Consider the following 16,077-nt stretch of genomic DNA (forward strand, 5'->3'; position numbering starts at 1 on the left):
ATCAGACCCTCTGACTTGCGGCTGCATAGCCATCGTTGATTCGTCTTACACACAAATAAGAGCCAATTGCACCAAGTACAGTTCCCCCGATGATCATTGCTGCCACCATCCACGGAGAAATAAAACTTAACTGGTCATTCAGTCTTAAAAAGCCAAGACGAGTGTTCACCACACTTTTTCCAACCGTGTACATTCCCAGGCAAACCAATAATGCCAAAGTTGAGGACATGAACCCCAATAAAGCACCCTCTTTAAGAAAAGGCTTTCTGATCATAGAAGATGTCGCACCGATCATTTCAAGAACCACGATTTCGTCACGATGCACTTGCACTGAGGCACGGATTGCATTGGACATCACAAACATGGAGGCAAACAAAACAACAATACCCACCATATTCAAAGAAAGATTGATTGCTGAAACGAATGCGCCGTACTTTTCAACCCAATCCTGACCAAAGCTGACATCATCCACGCCAGAGCGGTTCTTTAAATCCGCTGCGATGGATTGCAACACCTGACTTTGGGAATCAGTTGAAATTTCTTTGTTTAATTTTACCTGATAACTGGAAGGTATCATCTTTAGCAGCTCTTCATCCTGACTGATATCCGGTGCATAACTGGCAAGCTGAACTCTGAAATCTGACAGGGCTTTTTCCTGCGTAACCAAATTAAAGTCACCAATCTCTTTGCGCGACTTAAAGTACCCCTCAAGATCATCCCGGCCTTGTGCGGAAATATCAGACGACAGATAAACTGTTAGCTGAACGTCCTCACCCCAATGGGTAAGAATGTTTTTGAAATTTTTTGAAACCAGCAAGGCTGCACCCATAACGACGAAGCAAGCGGTCACAACGATAAGGGTGGAAAACTTCAGGGCCAGGTTCTTTTGTGGAGGTCTCACTTAGAATCCCCCACGATCATTCCTTCTTTAAGTTCCAAAGTTCTTTTATGTCGCCGTTTCACCATCTCATGATCATGAGTCGCAACAAAAACAGTTGTACCTTGCGAACAAACGCGCTCCAAAAGATCCATGATCTCTTCGCTCAATCTTGGATCCAGATTTCCGGTAGGCTCATCGGCAATCAAAACACCCGGTTGATGAACGATGGCCCGCGCGATCGCGGTTCTTTGCTGTTCTCCACCAGATACAAAATCCGGATACTGATCATGCTTATGCGCCAAGCCCACTTGTTCTAAAACTTCATAGACTTTTCTTTGAATTGCCGGAGTTTTGTCGCCGCGAATCTGCAGTGGCAAAGCTATGTTTTCAAATAAGGTTCGATCCTTTAACAATTTGAAATCCTGAAAGATAACGCCAATCTTTCTGCGGAAGAAAGGCACCTGACCGTTGCGAATCTCACCCAAGTCATATCCCGCCACTTTTACTTCACCAGAGGTGGCTAAATCATAGGCAGAAATCATTTTGAATAACGTTGATTTACCAGCACCGCTTGGACCTGTTAAAAAAACAAATTCGCCCTTGTCGATCTTCAGATCGATATTTTTCAGGGCATGAACAGGTCCGGGATAGGTCTTATATACGTGAGAGAATTCAATCATCCCTCTATCTTATGAAAGATAGAGTTTGTTTCATACTCGGCCGAAGTCGAGGATTTTGGTATTACGGCATCCCACCAGCCATCAGAGTATCGATGATGGTTGAGTGCTGACGATGAAGGGCATGTTTGATGGCTTCAATAGGTTGGTTGGAACCCGATTGTAGAACTTTGTCGTGAGGAGTTTTGATGGTTTTCATAACAGCCCCATTACAAAAAATACGACTTACCAGAAATGGGTTCGCCATACCCCAATCTTCTGTTTGAACGTGATACTTTTGCCCGCGCACTGTGATGTCTGAATTAAAACCTTTTTGCATTCTCACAAACCTCGACCGTCATTTTAGCAAATAATCTGTCATTTCTCATCAAGTTTTTATATGCGCGGTGTTTTGACTCTTCATGCAAGACCACACTTAAATATGTGTGGAGGTTACATTATGAAGTTCGTTTCAGTTCTATTAATTCCCATTGTTGTTATCCTGACCTTGGCCGCACATGCGCAGGAAGCACCCCCTCCACCATTTAAAGGCGAGGCTGAAGCTGGCGCAATTTTGGTGACCGGCAATTCAGATTCAGAAAACTACGCGGCGAAAGCCAAAGCTTCTTATCAGCAAGAAAAGAATATCTACAGCACTTTTGGACAGTACATTCGTACAGAAGCCAATGATGTCGAAAGCGCCCGCAACTGGAACTTCGGTGTTCGCTATGATCGCGAACTGACAGACTACCTTGGAGTTTTTGCAAGTCAGAAAGTTGAGAGCGATATCTTTTCTGGTTATATCCAGCGTGACTCTACAGATATCGGTTTCAAGTACTGGCTGACTAAGGGTGACACCTTCAACTGGATCGTAGAGGCCGGTTATCGTTACTCAAAACAACAGAATGTCAGCATCGGAACGACTTATGATCAGATGCTACGTCTTTATACTGAAATTAACACACAGATCGACAAACAGTTCTCATTCAGATACTGGCTTGAATACTTGCCAAACATGACAAACCCTGACGGCTACCAAGTAAATTCAGAAGCCTCCATCAACGTTATGTTAAATTCCATCTTCTCTTTGAAGGTGGCTTATCTGGTACAATATCAGAACGAACCTCCTCCTCCAGGGGAATATACTGCAACGACTTCAACTTTGAATCTTGTCGCAAAATTCTAAAGAAAGGATTTTGGTATGTTAAAAGAGTTTAAAACCTTCATAATGAGGGGCAATGTTTTAGATCTGGCTGTGGGTATCATCATCGGTGCTGCCTTCACCAAAATCGTTGGATCGTTCGTAAGTGATATGCTTATGCCGGTGCTAAGCTTGGGAATGGGCAAGATCGATTTTACAAACATGTTTGTGACTCTGAACGGTGAAGCTTATCCCACTTTAGCTGCGGCAAAAGCAGCGGGTGCGGCAACGCTGAATTATGGGATCTTTTTGAATGCTCTGATCGATTTTGTGATCGTGGCATTTGCGATCTTTATGATCGTTAAAGCGGCAAATCGCTTCAGAAAAGAAGAGGTCAAACCCGCAGACTCCAAAACCTGTCCAGAGTGTTTGACTAATATTCCTCTGGCAGCGAGAAAATGTTCAGCCTGCGGAAGTTTGCAGGTCAGCTCTAATTCAGGCAAAGCTCCCTCGATGAACGTCTAGTGTTTCATATTGAGGCGTAAACTTTCCCTCTGAAAGTGACGATAATTGGTACTGCAATTGCAGCCATTATTTAACATCAGGGGGAATGACAATGTATTCCAATACAAAGACCAAGAAAAATACAGGTGTTCAACTAGTTTGCACACTCGTCATCTCGACACTTATATCAATTCAAGCTGGTGCGGAGACACGGAGTTCAAGTTCAAGCTCAAATTCGAGCTCGAATTCCAACTCAAATAGCTCTAGCAGCAATAACAATAACAATAACAATAGTAATAGTAACAACAACGGAAATAACGGCTTCGGAGGGGGAAACTATAGTAACTACTCCCAAGCGCTGGAGTGCCGCGACTATCGCAATCAGTATCAAGATGCCAAAAGAGATCTATCTAAATTGTGCAGAGATGCTGGCGCGGGAAGTGGTTGTGCCGATAAGGTCGCTGCGTGCAGTGGCGATGCTGGCGACGATGGTCAGTTAGATATGTACTCCTTGGGTGCAACAGCCTTGGGTTCCGACAATGCTCTTGGGAGTGCCTTGGGAATCATGGGGCAAGGTCGTGCATCTGGATGTCCACAGTACTCCTACCAAGACTATTTCGACAAAAAAGATAAGTACACAGACGATCTTGATAAAACTGAAGAGGACCTTGCAAAACTTTCTGACGATCAAGCAGACGTTCAAGAAGACTTCAATAAGGAAATCTCAGATCTTCAAGAAGACCTGAACAAGGCTCAAGAGGACTTGCAAGGTAAGAAACGTGACCTTGCTGACAAAGAACGCGAACAAATAAGTAGTTACCAAAAAATTAATAGCGACTCTGAGGAGTCGTTAGAAGAACTTGGTACACAACTTTTGGACTTAAATGGTAAAAAAATAACCGCCGAACGCGATAGAAGTCTGCAGTTAATTGGTATGACTGAAGCCTCCGCTAAACGTGCCTGCACGAAAGCTGTCGTGGATCAAAAAGCAGTCATGGCGAAAGATGCTTCACTTAGTGGGCTATCATCAGGAACAATGATCTCCAAAGCTAAGAAGCAAAAGCAGGACCTGATTGCGATCTGGAATGATTGCATGGAAGTTTATCAACAAAAACGCCAGGCCTTGATGGAATCCAAGAATCAGGAAATGCAACTACTGGAAGACAACATCAAAAAAGTGCAAAATAAGATGACTCGCATCGACGACGCCCTGACTTTGGCACAATCTCAACTAGATCAAATCAAAGCGCAAGCAAAAACAGAGGGTGAGCAAGCTGATCAGAACATGACCAAGCTTATGCAGAATATCCAAAATAAAATGACAGCTGCAAAGCAAAAGCTGGATCAAAAACTTCAAACTATCGCCAAGAAAACTGAGACTTATGGCGAAAAGACCAAGCGTTTGAATGCTCAGATTTCCCAACTCGGGGTAGCTCCTCCGTCGGGTGCTACGACCACCGCTTCTGCCATCTCTGGAGAAATGGCAGATAAACAGCAGGAAATCGAAGAACTGCAAGACTATGTTGAGACCGCTTGCGGTGGTGGTACCGAAATCAAGAATAGAAACTCAGAATCCCAAGGTGGAAGAAGCTAACTATTCCTCCGGAAACACTCGCCTTCGGCCCAGTACGTCTGGACCCTCAAACAACACACTGCTAGAATGGGGCTTCGTTAAAGGAGCCCCTTACAGTGTTAAAAAAAATCATCCTGGCAATTGTCGCTCTCGGTATTCTTGGTGCTGTTGGCGCCGTACTTGCCTATCAAACTGTTAAGTCAAATCTTCCCCAAATCATCACGATTCAAGACTACAAACCTGAGATGGTCAGTCAGGTGTATGATCGCAATGGGAAAAAGATCGGCGAATACTTCCGCAAACGCCGCACCTTGGTTCCTTACGACAAAATTCCTAAAGACCTGGTAAATTCATTTCTCGCAGCAGAGGATGATCAGTTTTTCCAGCATAAAGGCATCAATCCGCAGGCGATCTTCCGTGCGGCCCTTGCCAACCTTCGCGCCGGTCGCTCTGTTCAGGGTGGATCCACGATCACTCAACAGGTGGCTAAAACTCTGATGCTGTCTTCAGAGAAAACTTTGACTCGTAAGTTAAGCGATATTCTTTTGGCGATTGAAATGGAAAAGAATCTGTCCAAGCAGGACATTCTGTTTCTTTACTTGAATCAAATCTATTTTGGACAGGGTGCTTACGGAGTTGAGCAAGCTGCTCAAACTTACTATCGCAAACCGGTCAGCAAGCTGACATTGCCTGAGATGGCAATTCTTGCGGGCTTGCCAACAGCACCAAGTGCTTACAATCCGATTCGCAATCCTTCCCGCGCCAAAGAACGACAGATTTACGTTCTCCGTCGTATGGCAGAAGTAGGCTTCATCACGAAGGAACAAGCCGAGAATGCAATTCAAGAGCCTGTTAAAGTTTACGTTCGCGAAAACTACGAAGAGCTTGCGCCATTCTATTTGGAAACTGTCCGTCAGATGCTGGTGGCCCAGCTTGGTGAAAACATGGTTCTGGATAAGGGCTTGCGTATTTACACTGCATTGGATTTGCAAAAACAATTAGCAGCTCAAGAATCCGTCATGGATGGTTTGAAAAGTCTGGATAAACGCCAGGGCTATCGTGGTCCGATTAAAAACATCGCTTCAGATTCTGATATTGAAAACTTTATCAACGAAAACAGAACGAAGTTAATCGGCGACTCGACACCTGAAAGAATTATTCAGCCTGATGGTAAGTACGCGGATCTGGTTGCACCGGTTGATCCTAAGGCCGCTAAAGAGCACCCTCTTCTTCCCTCATACATTAAAATCAAAGACACCGTTCAAGGTGTTGTAATGAATGTGGACGACAATGCGGGCTTGGTTTACGTGAAGATCGCTGACTCCCAGGGTCTGATTGATTTTGATTCCATGACTTGGGCACGTAAGCCTGATTCAGATAAACGCTATGACCTGGCGACAATAAAGAAACCATCCGAAGCTTTAAAAAAAGGCGACGTGATTCAGGTTAAGATTGTTGGCGACAAGTTTACGACTACTAGAGCCGTTGCACCTAAAAAGGGATCTGCACCTTTGAACCTTCCTGACTTCAATCGCTATGTTGACCTGGAGTTGGATCAAGAGCCTTTGGTTGAAGGCGCTTTGATTTCTTTGGATCAAGATTCCCAGGATGTACTTGCCATGGTGGGTGGCGTGAATTTCGCGCGCAGCGAATTCAACCGCGCCATTCAGGCACCTCGCCAAACCGGATCTTCATTTAAGTCAATTGTCTATGCATCTGCTATGGATAAGGGCTACAACCCGGCAACTCCAATCATGGATGCTCCGTTGGTGTATGAAGGTTCCGTGGGTGATGAAGAAGGTCAGGGTGACTCCAAAGATACCAAGGCCTGGAAGCCCGCGAATCACTCAAAGAGTTTCGGTGGCGACATCATTGTCAGAAATGCTCTTTCACAATCCTTGAATATTCCTGCCGTAAAAATTATTGAAGACGTTGGTGTTCCTTGGGCAACCGAGTATGCCCGTCGCTTAGGAATCTTCAGCCCACTGAATCCCGACTTCACTCTCGTGTTGGGGTCTTCGAGCGTGACCCTGTATGAAATGACAAAAGCATTTTCAGAGTTCGGTCGTCTGGGTAAACGTACACGTCCGCTAGTTATCCATAAAGTGGCTGATGCGGACGGAAAAACCATTCTGGAAAATGTTTCTTTGGACTCTCGCTTTGAGCGTGAAATGAAACCTTATGAAGATGATTTCGAGAATCGTCGCAAAGAGTATCTGGCACTTGCAGCAGAGCCTGCAAAGCTTGAAGAGTTCAAAAAGAAAGATCCAAAAAAAGCAGCGATGGCTGAAAGTTTTTTCTTCCAGGATCCAGATCAGTTGATCAAACCAACCACTGCGTTCGTGATGACTTCACTTCTTCGTGGTGTCGTTGAAGATAAGAACGGTACTGGCGCCCGCGCAAGAGCATTAGGTCGCGAAGTCGCCGGTAAAACTGGTTCAACGAACAACTACTATGACGCGTGGTTCATTGGTTATACAGCTCAAGTTGCCACTGGCGTTTGGGTGGGTTTTGACAAAGAAAAAAGTCTGGGTAAGGGCGAGGTCGGTGGCCGCTCCGCATTGCCAATTTGGGTAGAATACATGAAAGCAGCCCACGAAGGACTTCCTCAAGTGACTTTCCCAGTTCCCGATGGTATCGTGTTTGCAAATATTGACAGTGAAACTGGCAAACTTGCGAATGCTTCTACTAAGAACATCCTACGCCAGGCCTTCGCTGAAGGAACTGAACCCACTGCTGCTTCCAGCAAGCAAGAAGAAGCAACAGACTTTTACAAACAGGATTTCTCTGAGTGAAGGATATCCACCTCTGGGGTGTGAAACAGAACAATCTTAAAAACATCGAGGTCAAGATCCCGGTCGGTAAAATGACTGTGATCTGCGGCCCGAGTGGTTCAGGGAAATCCTCTCTGGCGTTTGAGACTCTATTTGCCGAAGGTCAGCGCCGCTTCATCGAGAGCATGTCCAACTATGCCCGTCAGTTCCTGAACAAAGCACCGAAGCCTGACATTGAAGGCATCAGCAATATTCCGCCGGCAATTTCGATTGAACAAAAGAACACCGTTAAAAGCTCGCGCTCTACGGTTGGCACAACGACTGAAATCATTGATTATCTGCGCCTGCTTTACGAAAAAATCGGCAAGTCTTATTGCCCGACACATCACTGCCCCACTGAAAAAGAAAGCGTCACTGAAGCCACTGATAAAGTGATCAAAGAATTCACGGGAAAACGTGGCTACATCATGGTGGAGATTACAGAGAGCGGACGTGTTGCTCAGGCCAAAAAGTTGCACTCGCTGCTTTTACAAGATGGCTATTTGCGCATTTATATTCCAAAAGTTGCACCCACTGTAAAACCAGTTGCGGTAAAAAAGGCCACGCTTAAAAAAACAAAAACCAAAGGTGCCACTAAAAAAACAGTGGAAGAAGTCATCAGCATCCCGGTCGCTCAGTCCAGCCTGACGAACGAAGAAATGGGAACTGTGGTTGAGATTGGTGATCCTGCTGCAATTAAAAAAGGACTTCCGAAGGAAACCTTTTACCTGATTATCGATCGTATGAGCTTCAATGCCGATGAACGCGGGCGCATTGCCGATTCAATGACCCAAGCCTACGAAGCCAGTATCAAGTACAATACCAATCTGATTTCCCGCAAGGCTACAATCCTGACTACCGAAGGACAGCGCCTGCAGGTTAGCGAAGAATCTTCCTGTCCTGTGTGCGGCTACACTCCGCCACCTCTGACTTCCAGATTGTTCAGCTTCAATTCCCCCATCGGCGCATGTCCTACCTGCAAAGGCTTTGGAAATATTTTGGATATCGATGAAGCCAAAGTAGTTCCAAATCCTTCGATGAGTTTGGCGCAAGGGGCGCTAAGTCCCTTCTGGATGCCAAGTGCCGCCCACGAAAAGAAGCAACTTTTGGCGTATTGTAAGAAGGCCAAGATCGATATTCATACTCCGTGGCAGGATCTTCCCAAAGAGCATCGCGAAGTTATCTGGAAAGGTAATGACGATTTCTTTGGCGTGCGCGGTCTGTTTGAATACCTGGATCAGATCAAATACAAAATGCACGTCCGCGTTTTTATAGCACGCTTCCGCAGTCCTTTCTTATGCCCTGATTGTAAAGGTGCTCGCCTGCGTGAAGAAGCCAACCATGTTTTGGTGGGCAGCGCGAATATCAATCATCTGTCTTCCATGATCATTGAGGATCTTTGTGAGTTCTTTAAAAAAATCGAACTTACCCCGCATCAGACGGAAGTGGCCGGTGAAGTTTTAAAACAGATTCGTTCGCGCCTGGAATTCCTGATTCGCGTGGGTGTTCATTATCTTTCCCTGAATCGCGAAACCAGAACTCTTTCTGGCGGCGAGTATCAACGTTTGATTCTGGCCAACCAATTGGGCATGGGGCTTTCCCAGGCACTTTACGTGCTGGACGAACCCACAGTGGGCTTACATCCCCGTGACAATGACCGACTGATTTCTATTCTTCAGGACCTAAAAGATCTGGGCAATACCCTGGTAATTGTTGAACACGATCACGATGTGATCAAATCCAGCGAAAACATCATCGAGATGGGACCAGGATCTGGATATCTTGGTGGAGAAGTCGTTTATTCCGGCCCTACCAAAGAATTCTATAACTACGCCAAGTCCAACACGGTCCCTTATTTGAAAGATAATAAGCATTCGGCAAATCTTCGTACGATTCGCCCGGTGGATATTGATACTTATAAAGTTAAAATCGAACTTAAAGGTGCTAGAGGCCACAATCTTAAGAATCTGGATGTGGTAATTCCTTTGAATCGCCTGGTAACCGTCACGGGTGTCAGTGGTTCCGGAAAATCAACTTTGATTTCCAAAACTTTATATCCGGCATTAGCCCGCGCTTTGGATTTAGAGTACCTTCCAGCGCAAGATTACGCAGGCCTTGAAGGTGTTGATCACATTAAAAATGTTCTTTTGATCGATCAATCCCCGATTGGTAAATCTGCGCGCAGCTCACCGATCACTTACTTAAAAGCCTTCGATGCTATTCGTACGATCATGGCCACAACTCCTGAATCACAGTCTCGGGGATACACTCCGGGTACATTCAGCTTGAATGTGGATGGCGGTCGTTGCCCGGCCTGCAAGGGAACGGGCTATGAAGAAATCGACATGATGTTCATGGATAACGTCGTTATTCCATGTGACGTGTGCGACGGTAAAAAATATCGCAACGAAATCCTGGAAATTAAGTACAAAGACAAGAATGTTTCTGAAATCCTGGCGATGACCGTGACTGAAGCCATGAACTTCTTTGTTGCGCACCCGAACATCCGTAAGCCACTTTCTGTCTTGAAGGAAGTGGGCTTGGATTACCTGCAATTGGGTCAGCCTGCGAACTCACTAAGTGGTGGTGAATCCCAGCGCCTTAAGATCGCTAAAGAACTGTCCCAGGTTCAGCAAAAGGCGACATTATATATTCTAGATGAGCCTACGACAGGCCTTCACTTCCGTGAGGTGGACCTGTTGATGAAAGTTCTTAATAAGCTCATCGAAACAGGCGGAAGCGTCGTTGTCGTAGAGCATAATTTGGACGTGATCCGTGGCTCTGATTATATTATTGACCTAGGCCCTGAAGCGGGTAAAAAAGGCGGTAGTATTGTTGCTCACGGAACCCCTGACGACATCATGAAGGCTAAAAAGAGCCTGACCGGCCAATACTTAAAACGCTATATCGACGGGAATGCATAATACCCGCGAGACGGAAGTAGAATGCTACCTGAGATTAAAAAGTTACTTGCTGAAATTAAGCCCCACAAAAAACGCTTCACCGTTGTTGCCACTACGGGCGTCGCCTATGCGCTTGCGTCTGCGCAAATCGCATTCTTGTCCAAAGTTCTATTTGATGCGCTCTCGGCCAATAACCAAGTTGAGCTAAAAAAACAAATTCCTATCGTTATCGGCTTGGGATTCATTCAGGCTGTTTCGCGCTACTATCATCTATACAACATGAACTATATCGCTGAAGCAGTTGTTTCACGAATCCGCGAAAAGCTTCAATACAAGTTCATGAAGTTGAATCTATCATTTCACAATACCTATGCGACTGGATCTGGCGGTCTTATCAGCCGTATCTTGAATGATATCAAAACCATTCAAGATGGCTTGCGGGTTATTGCCGATATTTTTCTTTATCCTCTTCTACTGGTGGGTCTGATCATAAATTTGATCAGAATCGACTGGAAACTGACACTGGCAGTTCTAATTGTAACTCCTTTGATCGGGATGATCCTAAAATCTGTCGCTCGGAGTATGCGCAAATACATCCCGCAAGAACGCGAAACATTGGAACACATGACATCTACAATCAAGGAAAGCTTGGACGGCGTTCGTGTGATTCAATCCTTCAATCTTGAAAAAGATATGGCAAAGCGCTTGGAAGATGAATCAAGCATTTTCCTAAAAATCCGCAAAATCGTTTTCAAACGCCAAGAAGCAGCCGGTCCTGCGACTGAGTTTATCGCAACAGCACTCGTTCCCTTAATCCTGCTTTACAACAGCTATGAGATAGCTGCTGGGCGCGGCACTCCAGGTAACTTTATTGGCTTCATCGCGTCCCTTTTGATGACGAATGCACCAATCAAAAAAATTCAAGAAGCCTACATCCGTATTCAGGAAGTTGCGATCTCCGCTCGTCGTATCTTCGAGATCATCGAAAATCCTTCTGAGGTTCCTGAGGTGGCAAACCCAATTCCTTTCCCTAAAGACTGGAAAAAAATCACATACAAAAATGTCAGCTTTAGCTATGGCAAAGATCTGATTCTAAAAAACGTAAATCTTGAAATTAATCGCGGCGAAGTTGTAGCATTGGTCGGATCAAGCGGCAGCGGTAAATCCACGATCGTAAATCTGCTGGAAAGATTCTTTGACTCTACATCAGGCGAAATCCTGATCGATGACGTGAATATCAAGGATTTGGGCCTAAAAGATCTTCGTCGCAACATTGCACTAGTTACTCAAGATGTCTTCTTATTCAGTGATTCCATCGAAAAGAATATTTGGGCTGGCGATTACAACCGTAGCCGTGACGACATCCAAAAGATGGCGAAACTTGCAAACGCTCATGACTTCATCATGAAAACACCACAAGGCTATCGCAGCCGCGTGGGTGACCGTGGCAACCTGCTTTCAGGCGGGGAAAAACAACGTATCAGCATCGCACGTGCGATGTTTAAAGATGCGCCAGTATTGATCCTGGATGAAGCGACAAGCGCCTTGGACACAGCAAGTGAAATCGAAGTTCAAAAGGGCCTGGATCACTTGATGGAAGGCCGTACGGCCCTGGTAATTGCTCATCGTCTTTCAACGATCCAAAAAGCAGACAAAATCGTGGTTATGAAAGCAGGCCAAATCGTTGAAATCGGAACTCACGCAAGTTTGCTTTCACTTCAGGGCGAGTACCACAATTTCCACAGCCTACAGCACAGCTAAGGTATCTGGAGCAGTTACTTAAACTGCTCCGACAACCACTTCATCACATGCGGCATACGACATTGCCAGTAAGTGTTCGCATGTGAATTACAGTCTTTCTTCTGATCACAGACTTCCTTCAGATCACAATCCTTGATGCCAATTTCAAACTCAGGATGATTCTTTTTAAGCTCTTCAATGAACTTCTTGGTATCCGGAGTGTCCTTAAGGAAAGAATCTGTTGAGCCAATTTCCAGTCTGAAGCTTTTAAATGGAAGACAGCGTTCGCTTCCTGGCTTCTTCAGCTTCTGGCAGATATGACGGGCACTGCGCGCTTCGAAGTCCTTACCCACACCATAGGAATAATAGTCCTCTTGAGGTTGCACACTGTTGCTATTGGGAGTCCAAATCTCCGCAGGAGTTCTAAACACCGGACTTAAAGAATAAACCGTACAGACAAGTTTTGGATTGCTTAAACCCAACTGCAAAGCACCGTTGCCGCCCATAGAAATTCCGTATAACGCGCGGTCGCAAGGCTCATTGGGAAAAACGCGAAAGTTTGTCTCAATGAATTCGATTAAATCCTTCGTCACCATGTCCGCCATCATTACTTTAGACTTGGCTCCATTCATCCAATAGTGACTTTGCCCATTCGGTGCAAAAATCAGAAAGGGCCGAGCTCCTGCGCGAATGGTTTGATCATAGGCTTCCAGACCTCCCGCTGACATCAAGGAGTCACGATCCCCGCCGCGACCGTGTAAGAATATCGCATAGGGATAAGGAGTTGCCGCATCCGGCATATATCCCGGAGGAACTATCACATTGAATTCAACATTCTTGTTCAAACTTTTTGAAAAGAATTTTGACGAAAGACAACGCGAAATGAAGACACGTTGATTGAATATCTTTGCATCGTAAGGTTCACACTTGTGAGTTTCTGCGAAAACTTTGAACGATAGAAAGCATAAAAGTATGCATGGAATTAGACATTTCATATTCAGCAACGATAACACATCACTTTTTCGTTTCAAAATGAGTCGATCTCTAAGCGCAAGAAATCACGGTGTTATTTCAACAAACTGCACTTCTTGTGCACAAAACTTATATGACCAAGGTCCGGGTTTGCATGAACTTTCGACACAACCCTCAAGTCCGTCTAGTTTCTTGACGATAAAAATATCGACAGTTTGAAAGTTCTAGAAAATTAAAAGGGAGTTGAAATGATTAATTGGGATGAGTTTGAACATATACATGTGATTAAAAAACTCAAACATATCCTTAGCGCTTGGTGGAATATCGACGTTGTATTCACTGACGAACGAGGTGCACTAAGAGGGTATGACTCTGGCAAAGCTGGTTTCAACAATCCTGCTATCGCTGCTTTAGTAAATAAAGAAGCCGGTCAAGCCAGCATCGCTGAGCTTGTAACTAAATCACTTGATGATCTTCGCACATCTCAAAACCGCTTTTCACTTCGCAAGTGGGACATTGTTGGCTTTGACGTGGGTGTTTTCCCAATCATGATCGAAAATGATTGCGTCGGCACTGTGGTAGCGATGGGCTTCTTCCGCGAAGCAAACTTTTCATCTCGCATGACCGAAATCCGTGAGCGCTTGGCCGCTTTCGGTATGTCCGGTGAAGTGATTGAAAAATGTCTGGGTAAATTGAAATTCCTGGATGACCATGAACGCACTCACTTCACTGAGGTGTGTGAATTGGTTGCTCAAGAGATCGTGACTCTTCACCTTGAGATTACTTCTCGTGAAGATCGCATCAAAGAATTGAATAAAGAACTTGGCAATAGATTCAAGTACGACAACATGATCGGTAAATCCAAACCAATGCAGTCTTTGTACGCCTTGCTTGATAAAATCAAAGGTGCAGACTCGACCGTTCTGGTTCAAGGGGAAAACGGTACAGGTAAGGAATTGATCGCAAAATCGATCCACTATAACTCTCACCGTAAAGAAAAACCGTTCATCATCCAAAACTGTTCAGCATTCAATGACAACTTGTTGGAGTCAGAATTGTTCGGTCACGTTAAGGGTTCATTTACTGGAGCTTTGAAAGACAAAAAAGGTCTTTTCGAAATGGCAGACAAAGGAACATTCTTCCTGGACGAGATCGGTGATACTTCTCCACAAATGCAAGTTAAGCTTCTTCGCGTATTGCAAGAAGGTACTTTCACTCCAGTGGGTGCGACTGAAATGAGAAAAGTCGATGTTCGTATCGTTGCGGCGACGAACAGAAACCTTAAAGAGATGGTTGAGCAAGGTACATTCCGTGAAGACTTGTACTACCGCTTGAATGTTATCAACATTCGCGTTCCGCCTTTGCGTGAGCGCAAAGAAGACATCCCGTTCCTGACGGACTTCTTCTTGAACAAAATCCATGAATCTCAAGGCGGTGTTAAACACCAATTGACGAAGCGTGCTCTTGAAAAATTGTACGACTATCCATGGCCAGGTAACGTTCGTGAATTGCAAAATGAAATCGAAAGACTGTGTGTTCTTTCCGGTGAAGAATCAAAATTGATGGGTGAATTGCTTTCTCCAAAAATTTTGGAGGCTGGCGAAAAGAACAAAGTTCAAGGTTCTCGTTTGCAAGGTAAGTTGAAGGATGCGTTGGAAGATCTAGAGCGCGAAATGATCCGTGAGGGTCTTCGTCGCACAGGTTGGAACAAATCCAAACTTGCAAAAGAACTGGGTATCAGCCGCGCCGGTCTTATCATGAAAGTCGAAAAATACGGCTTGGATAAGCGTAAGATCGCCCGCTAATTTGCGGCGCTGATTTACGGCATTGACCCTAAATTAATTACCTGTTCGAACTAAAAATAGAGGGCTTTGAAGGTTAACTTCAAGGCCCTTTTTCTTTGCACCAACACCACCTAAAGCCCTGAAAATATGCAGTTTTCCCAACCTCCCCTGCGCTTGGCATTGTCTTTGTATATAAGGGTTTTTGTTAAGGGGTGTGTTTAGTATGCAAAATACAACTATGGATTCATCATTCATGATTCGACTGAAGCAGCTTGTGGAAACTCGCTATGGGAAAGACCTATATATCCGGCAGTTGATGGATATGTCGTCAGTGCAAACTGATCAGGACACTTATCTTCGCGGCTCTGACTTTCACGTTCCAATAAAAGTAAACGGTTCCTTGCTGGGTACGGCAATTGTACCTTCGGCGCTGGATCTTAATGCGGAAAAACGCCAGGGCGTAACTCAGTTGATTCGCATGGTTATGGAACCCGCATTGTACAAATGGTATCTTGAACAAAAAGAATCCAATCTGGTTGAAATTAGCAAAGCTAACTTTGCTACAGAAAATCTTCATGTCTTCGGCGACGACACGCTCCCAAGCATTGACGAAATTCTTGAAGATAACTCTGACGACCTGGCCAAAGGTCTATCCACTGAACTTGTATCGCATTTGATCCATCTTGAAGGCTCTACAGAAACAACCAACAAGAAGGTTGCACTTCAACTTCACGAGCTGACAGGTCGCTGGGCATTCGTACCTTTTAAAGATATCAAAGGTCAGCTTCACTCCAGTTTCGACATCGCAAAAATGGGTGCAATGACAGTTTTCGTCGAGAAAATCGAGGAACTGAATCCTGCAGAACAGGAATTGCTGTTGGACTATCTGCGCGAAGAACACGAATCCGACGAACCGTTGATTATCACAAGTTCCGCTTTAAGCCTGGAAGACCTGGCAAAAGTTGAGGGATTGGCGTCTGACTTGGTTGACGAGGCTTCTGTGAATTGTTTCGAGGTGGACCGTGCTCCACTGAATACCCAAGGCTTAAGAGAAGTTCTGGAACTGTTCTTTTTGAAGGAACCCGAACTTACATAAGTCCTTGTATTTACA

The 16,077-nt window shown here is 45.0% G+C and carries 12 protein-coding genes; 8 read left to right on the plus strand and 4 right to left on the minus strand.

What is annotated here, in order from left to right; translation table 11 throughout:
- Position 1 precedes the first annotated feature (1 nt).
- The 3 genes from ACLVWU_RS17930 to ACLVWU_RS17940 form a co-directional block, all read right to left on the minus strand.
- Positions 2–901 carry a cell division protein FtsX gene (locus ACLVWU_RS17930; protein WP_413576263.1) on the minus strand — a complete coding sequence of 300 codons (900 nt, stop codon included), beginning with the start codon at positions 899–901 and terminating at the stop codon, positions 2–4.
- Positions 898–1,560, minus strand: coding sequence for a cell division ATP-binding protein FtsE (gene ftsE / locus ACLVWU_RS17935; RefSeq protein WP_413576264.1), 663 nt, complete (start codon positions 1,558–1,560; stop codon positions 898–900). The genes ACLVWU_RS17930 and ftsE overlap by 4 nt, the downstream gene beginning before the upstream one ends.
- A gap of 61 nt (positions 1,561–1,621) precedes the next feature.
- On the minus strand, positions 1,622–1,876 hold the full coding sequence (locus tag ACLVWU_RS17940; RefSeq protein WP_413576265.1) for a hypothetical protein: 255 nt from the start codon (positions 1,874–1,876) through the stop codon (positions 1,622–1,624).
- Between the two features lie 120 nt (positions 1,877–1,996).
- On the opposite strand from ACLVWU_RS17940, the gene ACLVWU_RS17945 reads away from it, so the two are divergent.
- The 6 genes from ACLVWU_RS17945 (at position 1,997) to ACLVWU_RS17970 (ending at position 12,231) form a co-directional block, all read left to right on the plus strand.
- Positions 1,997–2,722: a YdiY family protein gene (locus ACLVWU_RS17945; protein ID WP_413576266.1), complete on the plus strand. Its 726-nt coding sequence runs from the start codon at positions 1,997–1,999 to the stop codon at positions 2,720–2,722.
- 15 nt (positions 2,723–2,737) lie between these two features.
- A complete protein-coding gene (gene mscL, locus ACLVWU_RS17950; RefSeq protein ID WP_413576267.1) occupies positions 2,738–3,202 on the plus strand; it encodes a large conductance mechanosensitive channel protein MscL in 465 nt (154 codons plus the stop codon).
- A 91-nt stretch (positions 3,203–3,293) separates the two neighbouring features.
- Positions 3,294–4,775, plus strand: coding sequence for a hypothetical protein (locus ACLVWU_RS17955; protein WP_413576268.1), 1,482 nt, complete (start codon positions 3,294–3,296; stop codon positions 4,773–4,775).
- A gap of 95 nt (positions 4,776–4,870) precedes the next feature.
- A complete protein-coding gene (locus tag ACLVWU_RS17960) occupies positions 4,871–7,549 on the plus strand; it encodes a penicillin-binding protein 1A (RefSeq protein WP_413576269.1) in 2,679 nt (892 codons plus the stop codon).
- A gap of 20 nt (positions 7,550–7,569) precedes the next feature.
- Positions 7,570–10,491: an excinuclease ABC subunit UvrA gene (gene uvrA, locus ACLVWU_RS17965; RefSeq protein ID WP_413576270.1), complete on the plus strand. Its 2,922-nt coding sequence runs from the start codon at positions 7,570–7,572 to the stop codon at positions 10,489–10,491.
- 21 nt (positions 10,492–10,512) lie between these two features.
- Positions 10,513–12,231, plus strand: a complete 1,719-nt coding sequence (locus ACLVWU_RS17970) for an ABC transporter ATP-binding protein (RefSeq protein ID WP_413576271.1) — start codon at positions 10,513–10,515, stop codon at positions 12,229–12,231.
- Between the two features lie 14 nt (positions 12,232–12,245).
- Here ACLVWU_RS17970 and ACLVWU_RS17975 read toward each other — a convergent pair whose 3' ends face one another.
- Positions 12,246–13,055 (minus strand): alpha/beta hydrolase, encoded by an 810-nt coding sequence (locus ACLVWU_RS17975; protein WP_413576272.1) that lies wholly within the window; start codon positions 13,053–13,055, stop codon positions 12,246–12,248.
- 375 nt (positions 13,056–13,430) lie between these two features.
- On the opposite strand from ACLVWU_RS17975, the gene ACLVWU_RS17980 reads away from it, so the two are divergent.
- Both ACLVWU_RS17980 and ACLVWU_RS17985 read left to right on the plus strand, forming a co-directional pair.
- A complete protein-coding gene (locus ACLVWU_RS17980) occupies positions 13,431–14,987 on the plus strand; it encodes a sigma 54-interacting transcriptional regulator (RefSeq protein WP_413576273.1) in 1,557 nt (518 codons plus the stop codon).
- A gap of 202 nt (positions 14,988–15,189) precedes the next feature.
- On the plus strand, positions 15,190–16,062 hold the full coding sequence (locus tag ACLVWU_RS17985) for a hypothetical protein (protein ID WP_413576274.1): 873 nt from the start codon (positions 15,190–15,192) through the stop codon (positions 16,060–16,062).
- The last annotated feature ends 15 nt before the right edge of the window (positions 16,063–16,077 follow it).

Source organism: Bdellovibrio sp. HCB290, assembly GCF_047305925.1.
Taxonomy (GTDB): Bacteria; Bdellovibrionota; Bdellovibrionia; order Bdellovibrionales; family Bdellovibrionaceae; genus Bdellovibrio.

Bases quoted from the DNA above. Each gene is read 5' to 3' on its own strand.
- ACLVWU_RS17980 (WP_413576273.1), top strand. From the start codon at position 13,431: ATGATTAATTGGGATGAGTTTGAACATATACATGTGATTAAAAAACTC.
- mscL (WP_413576267.1), top strand. From the start codon at position 2,738: ATGTTAAAAGAGTTTAAAACCTTCATAATGAGGGGCAATGTTTTAGAT.
- ftsE (WP_413576264.1), bottom strand. From the start codon at position 1,560: ATGATTGAATTCTCTCACGTATATAAGACCTATCCCGGACCTGTTCAT.
- ACLVWU_RS17970 (WP_413576271.1), top strand. From the start codon at position 10,513: ATGCTACCTGAGATTAAAAAGTTACTTGCTGAAATTAAGCCCCACAAA.
- ACLVWU_RS17955 (WP_413576268.1), top strand. From the start codon at position 3,294: ATGTATTCCAATACAAAGACCAAGAAAAATACAGGTGTTCAACTAGTT.
- ACLVWU_RS17940 (WP_413576265.1), bottom strand. From the start codon at position 1,876: ATGCAAAAAGGTTTTAATTCAGACATCACAGTGCGCGGGCAAAAGTAT.
- ACLVWU_RS17945 (WP_413576266.1), top strand. From the start codon at position 1,997: ATGAAGTTCGTTTCAGTTCTATTAATTCCCATTGTTGTTATCCTGACC.
- ACLVWU_RS17985 (WP_413576274.1), top strand. From the start codon at position 15,190: ATGCAAAATACAACTATGGATTCATCATTCATGATTCGACTGAAGCAG.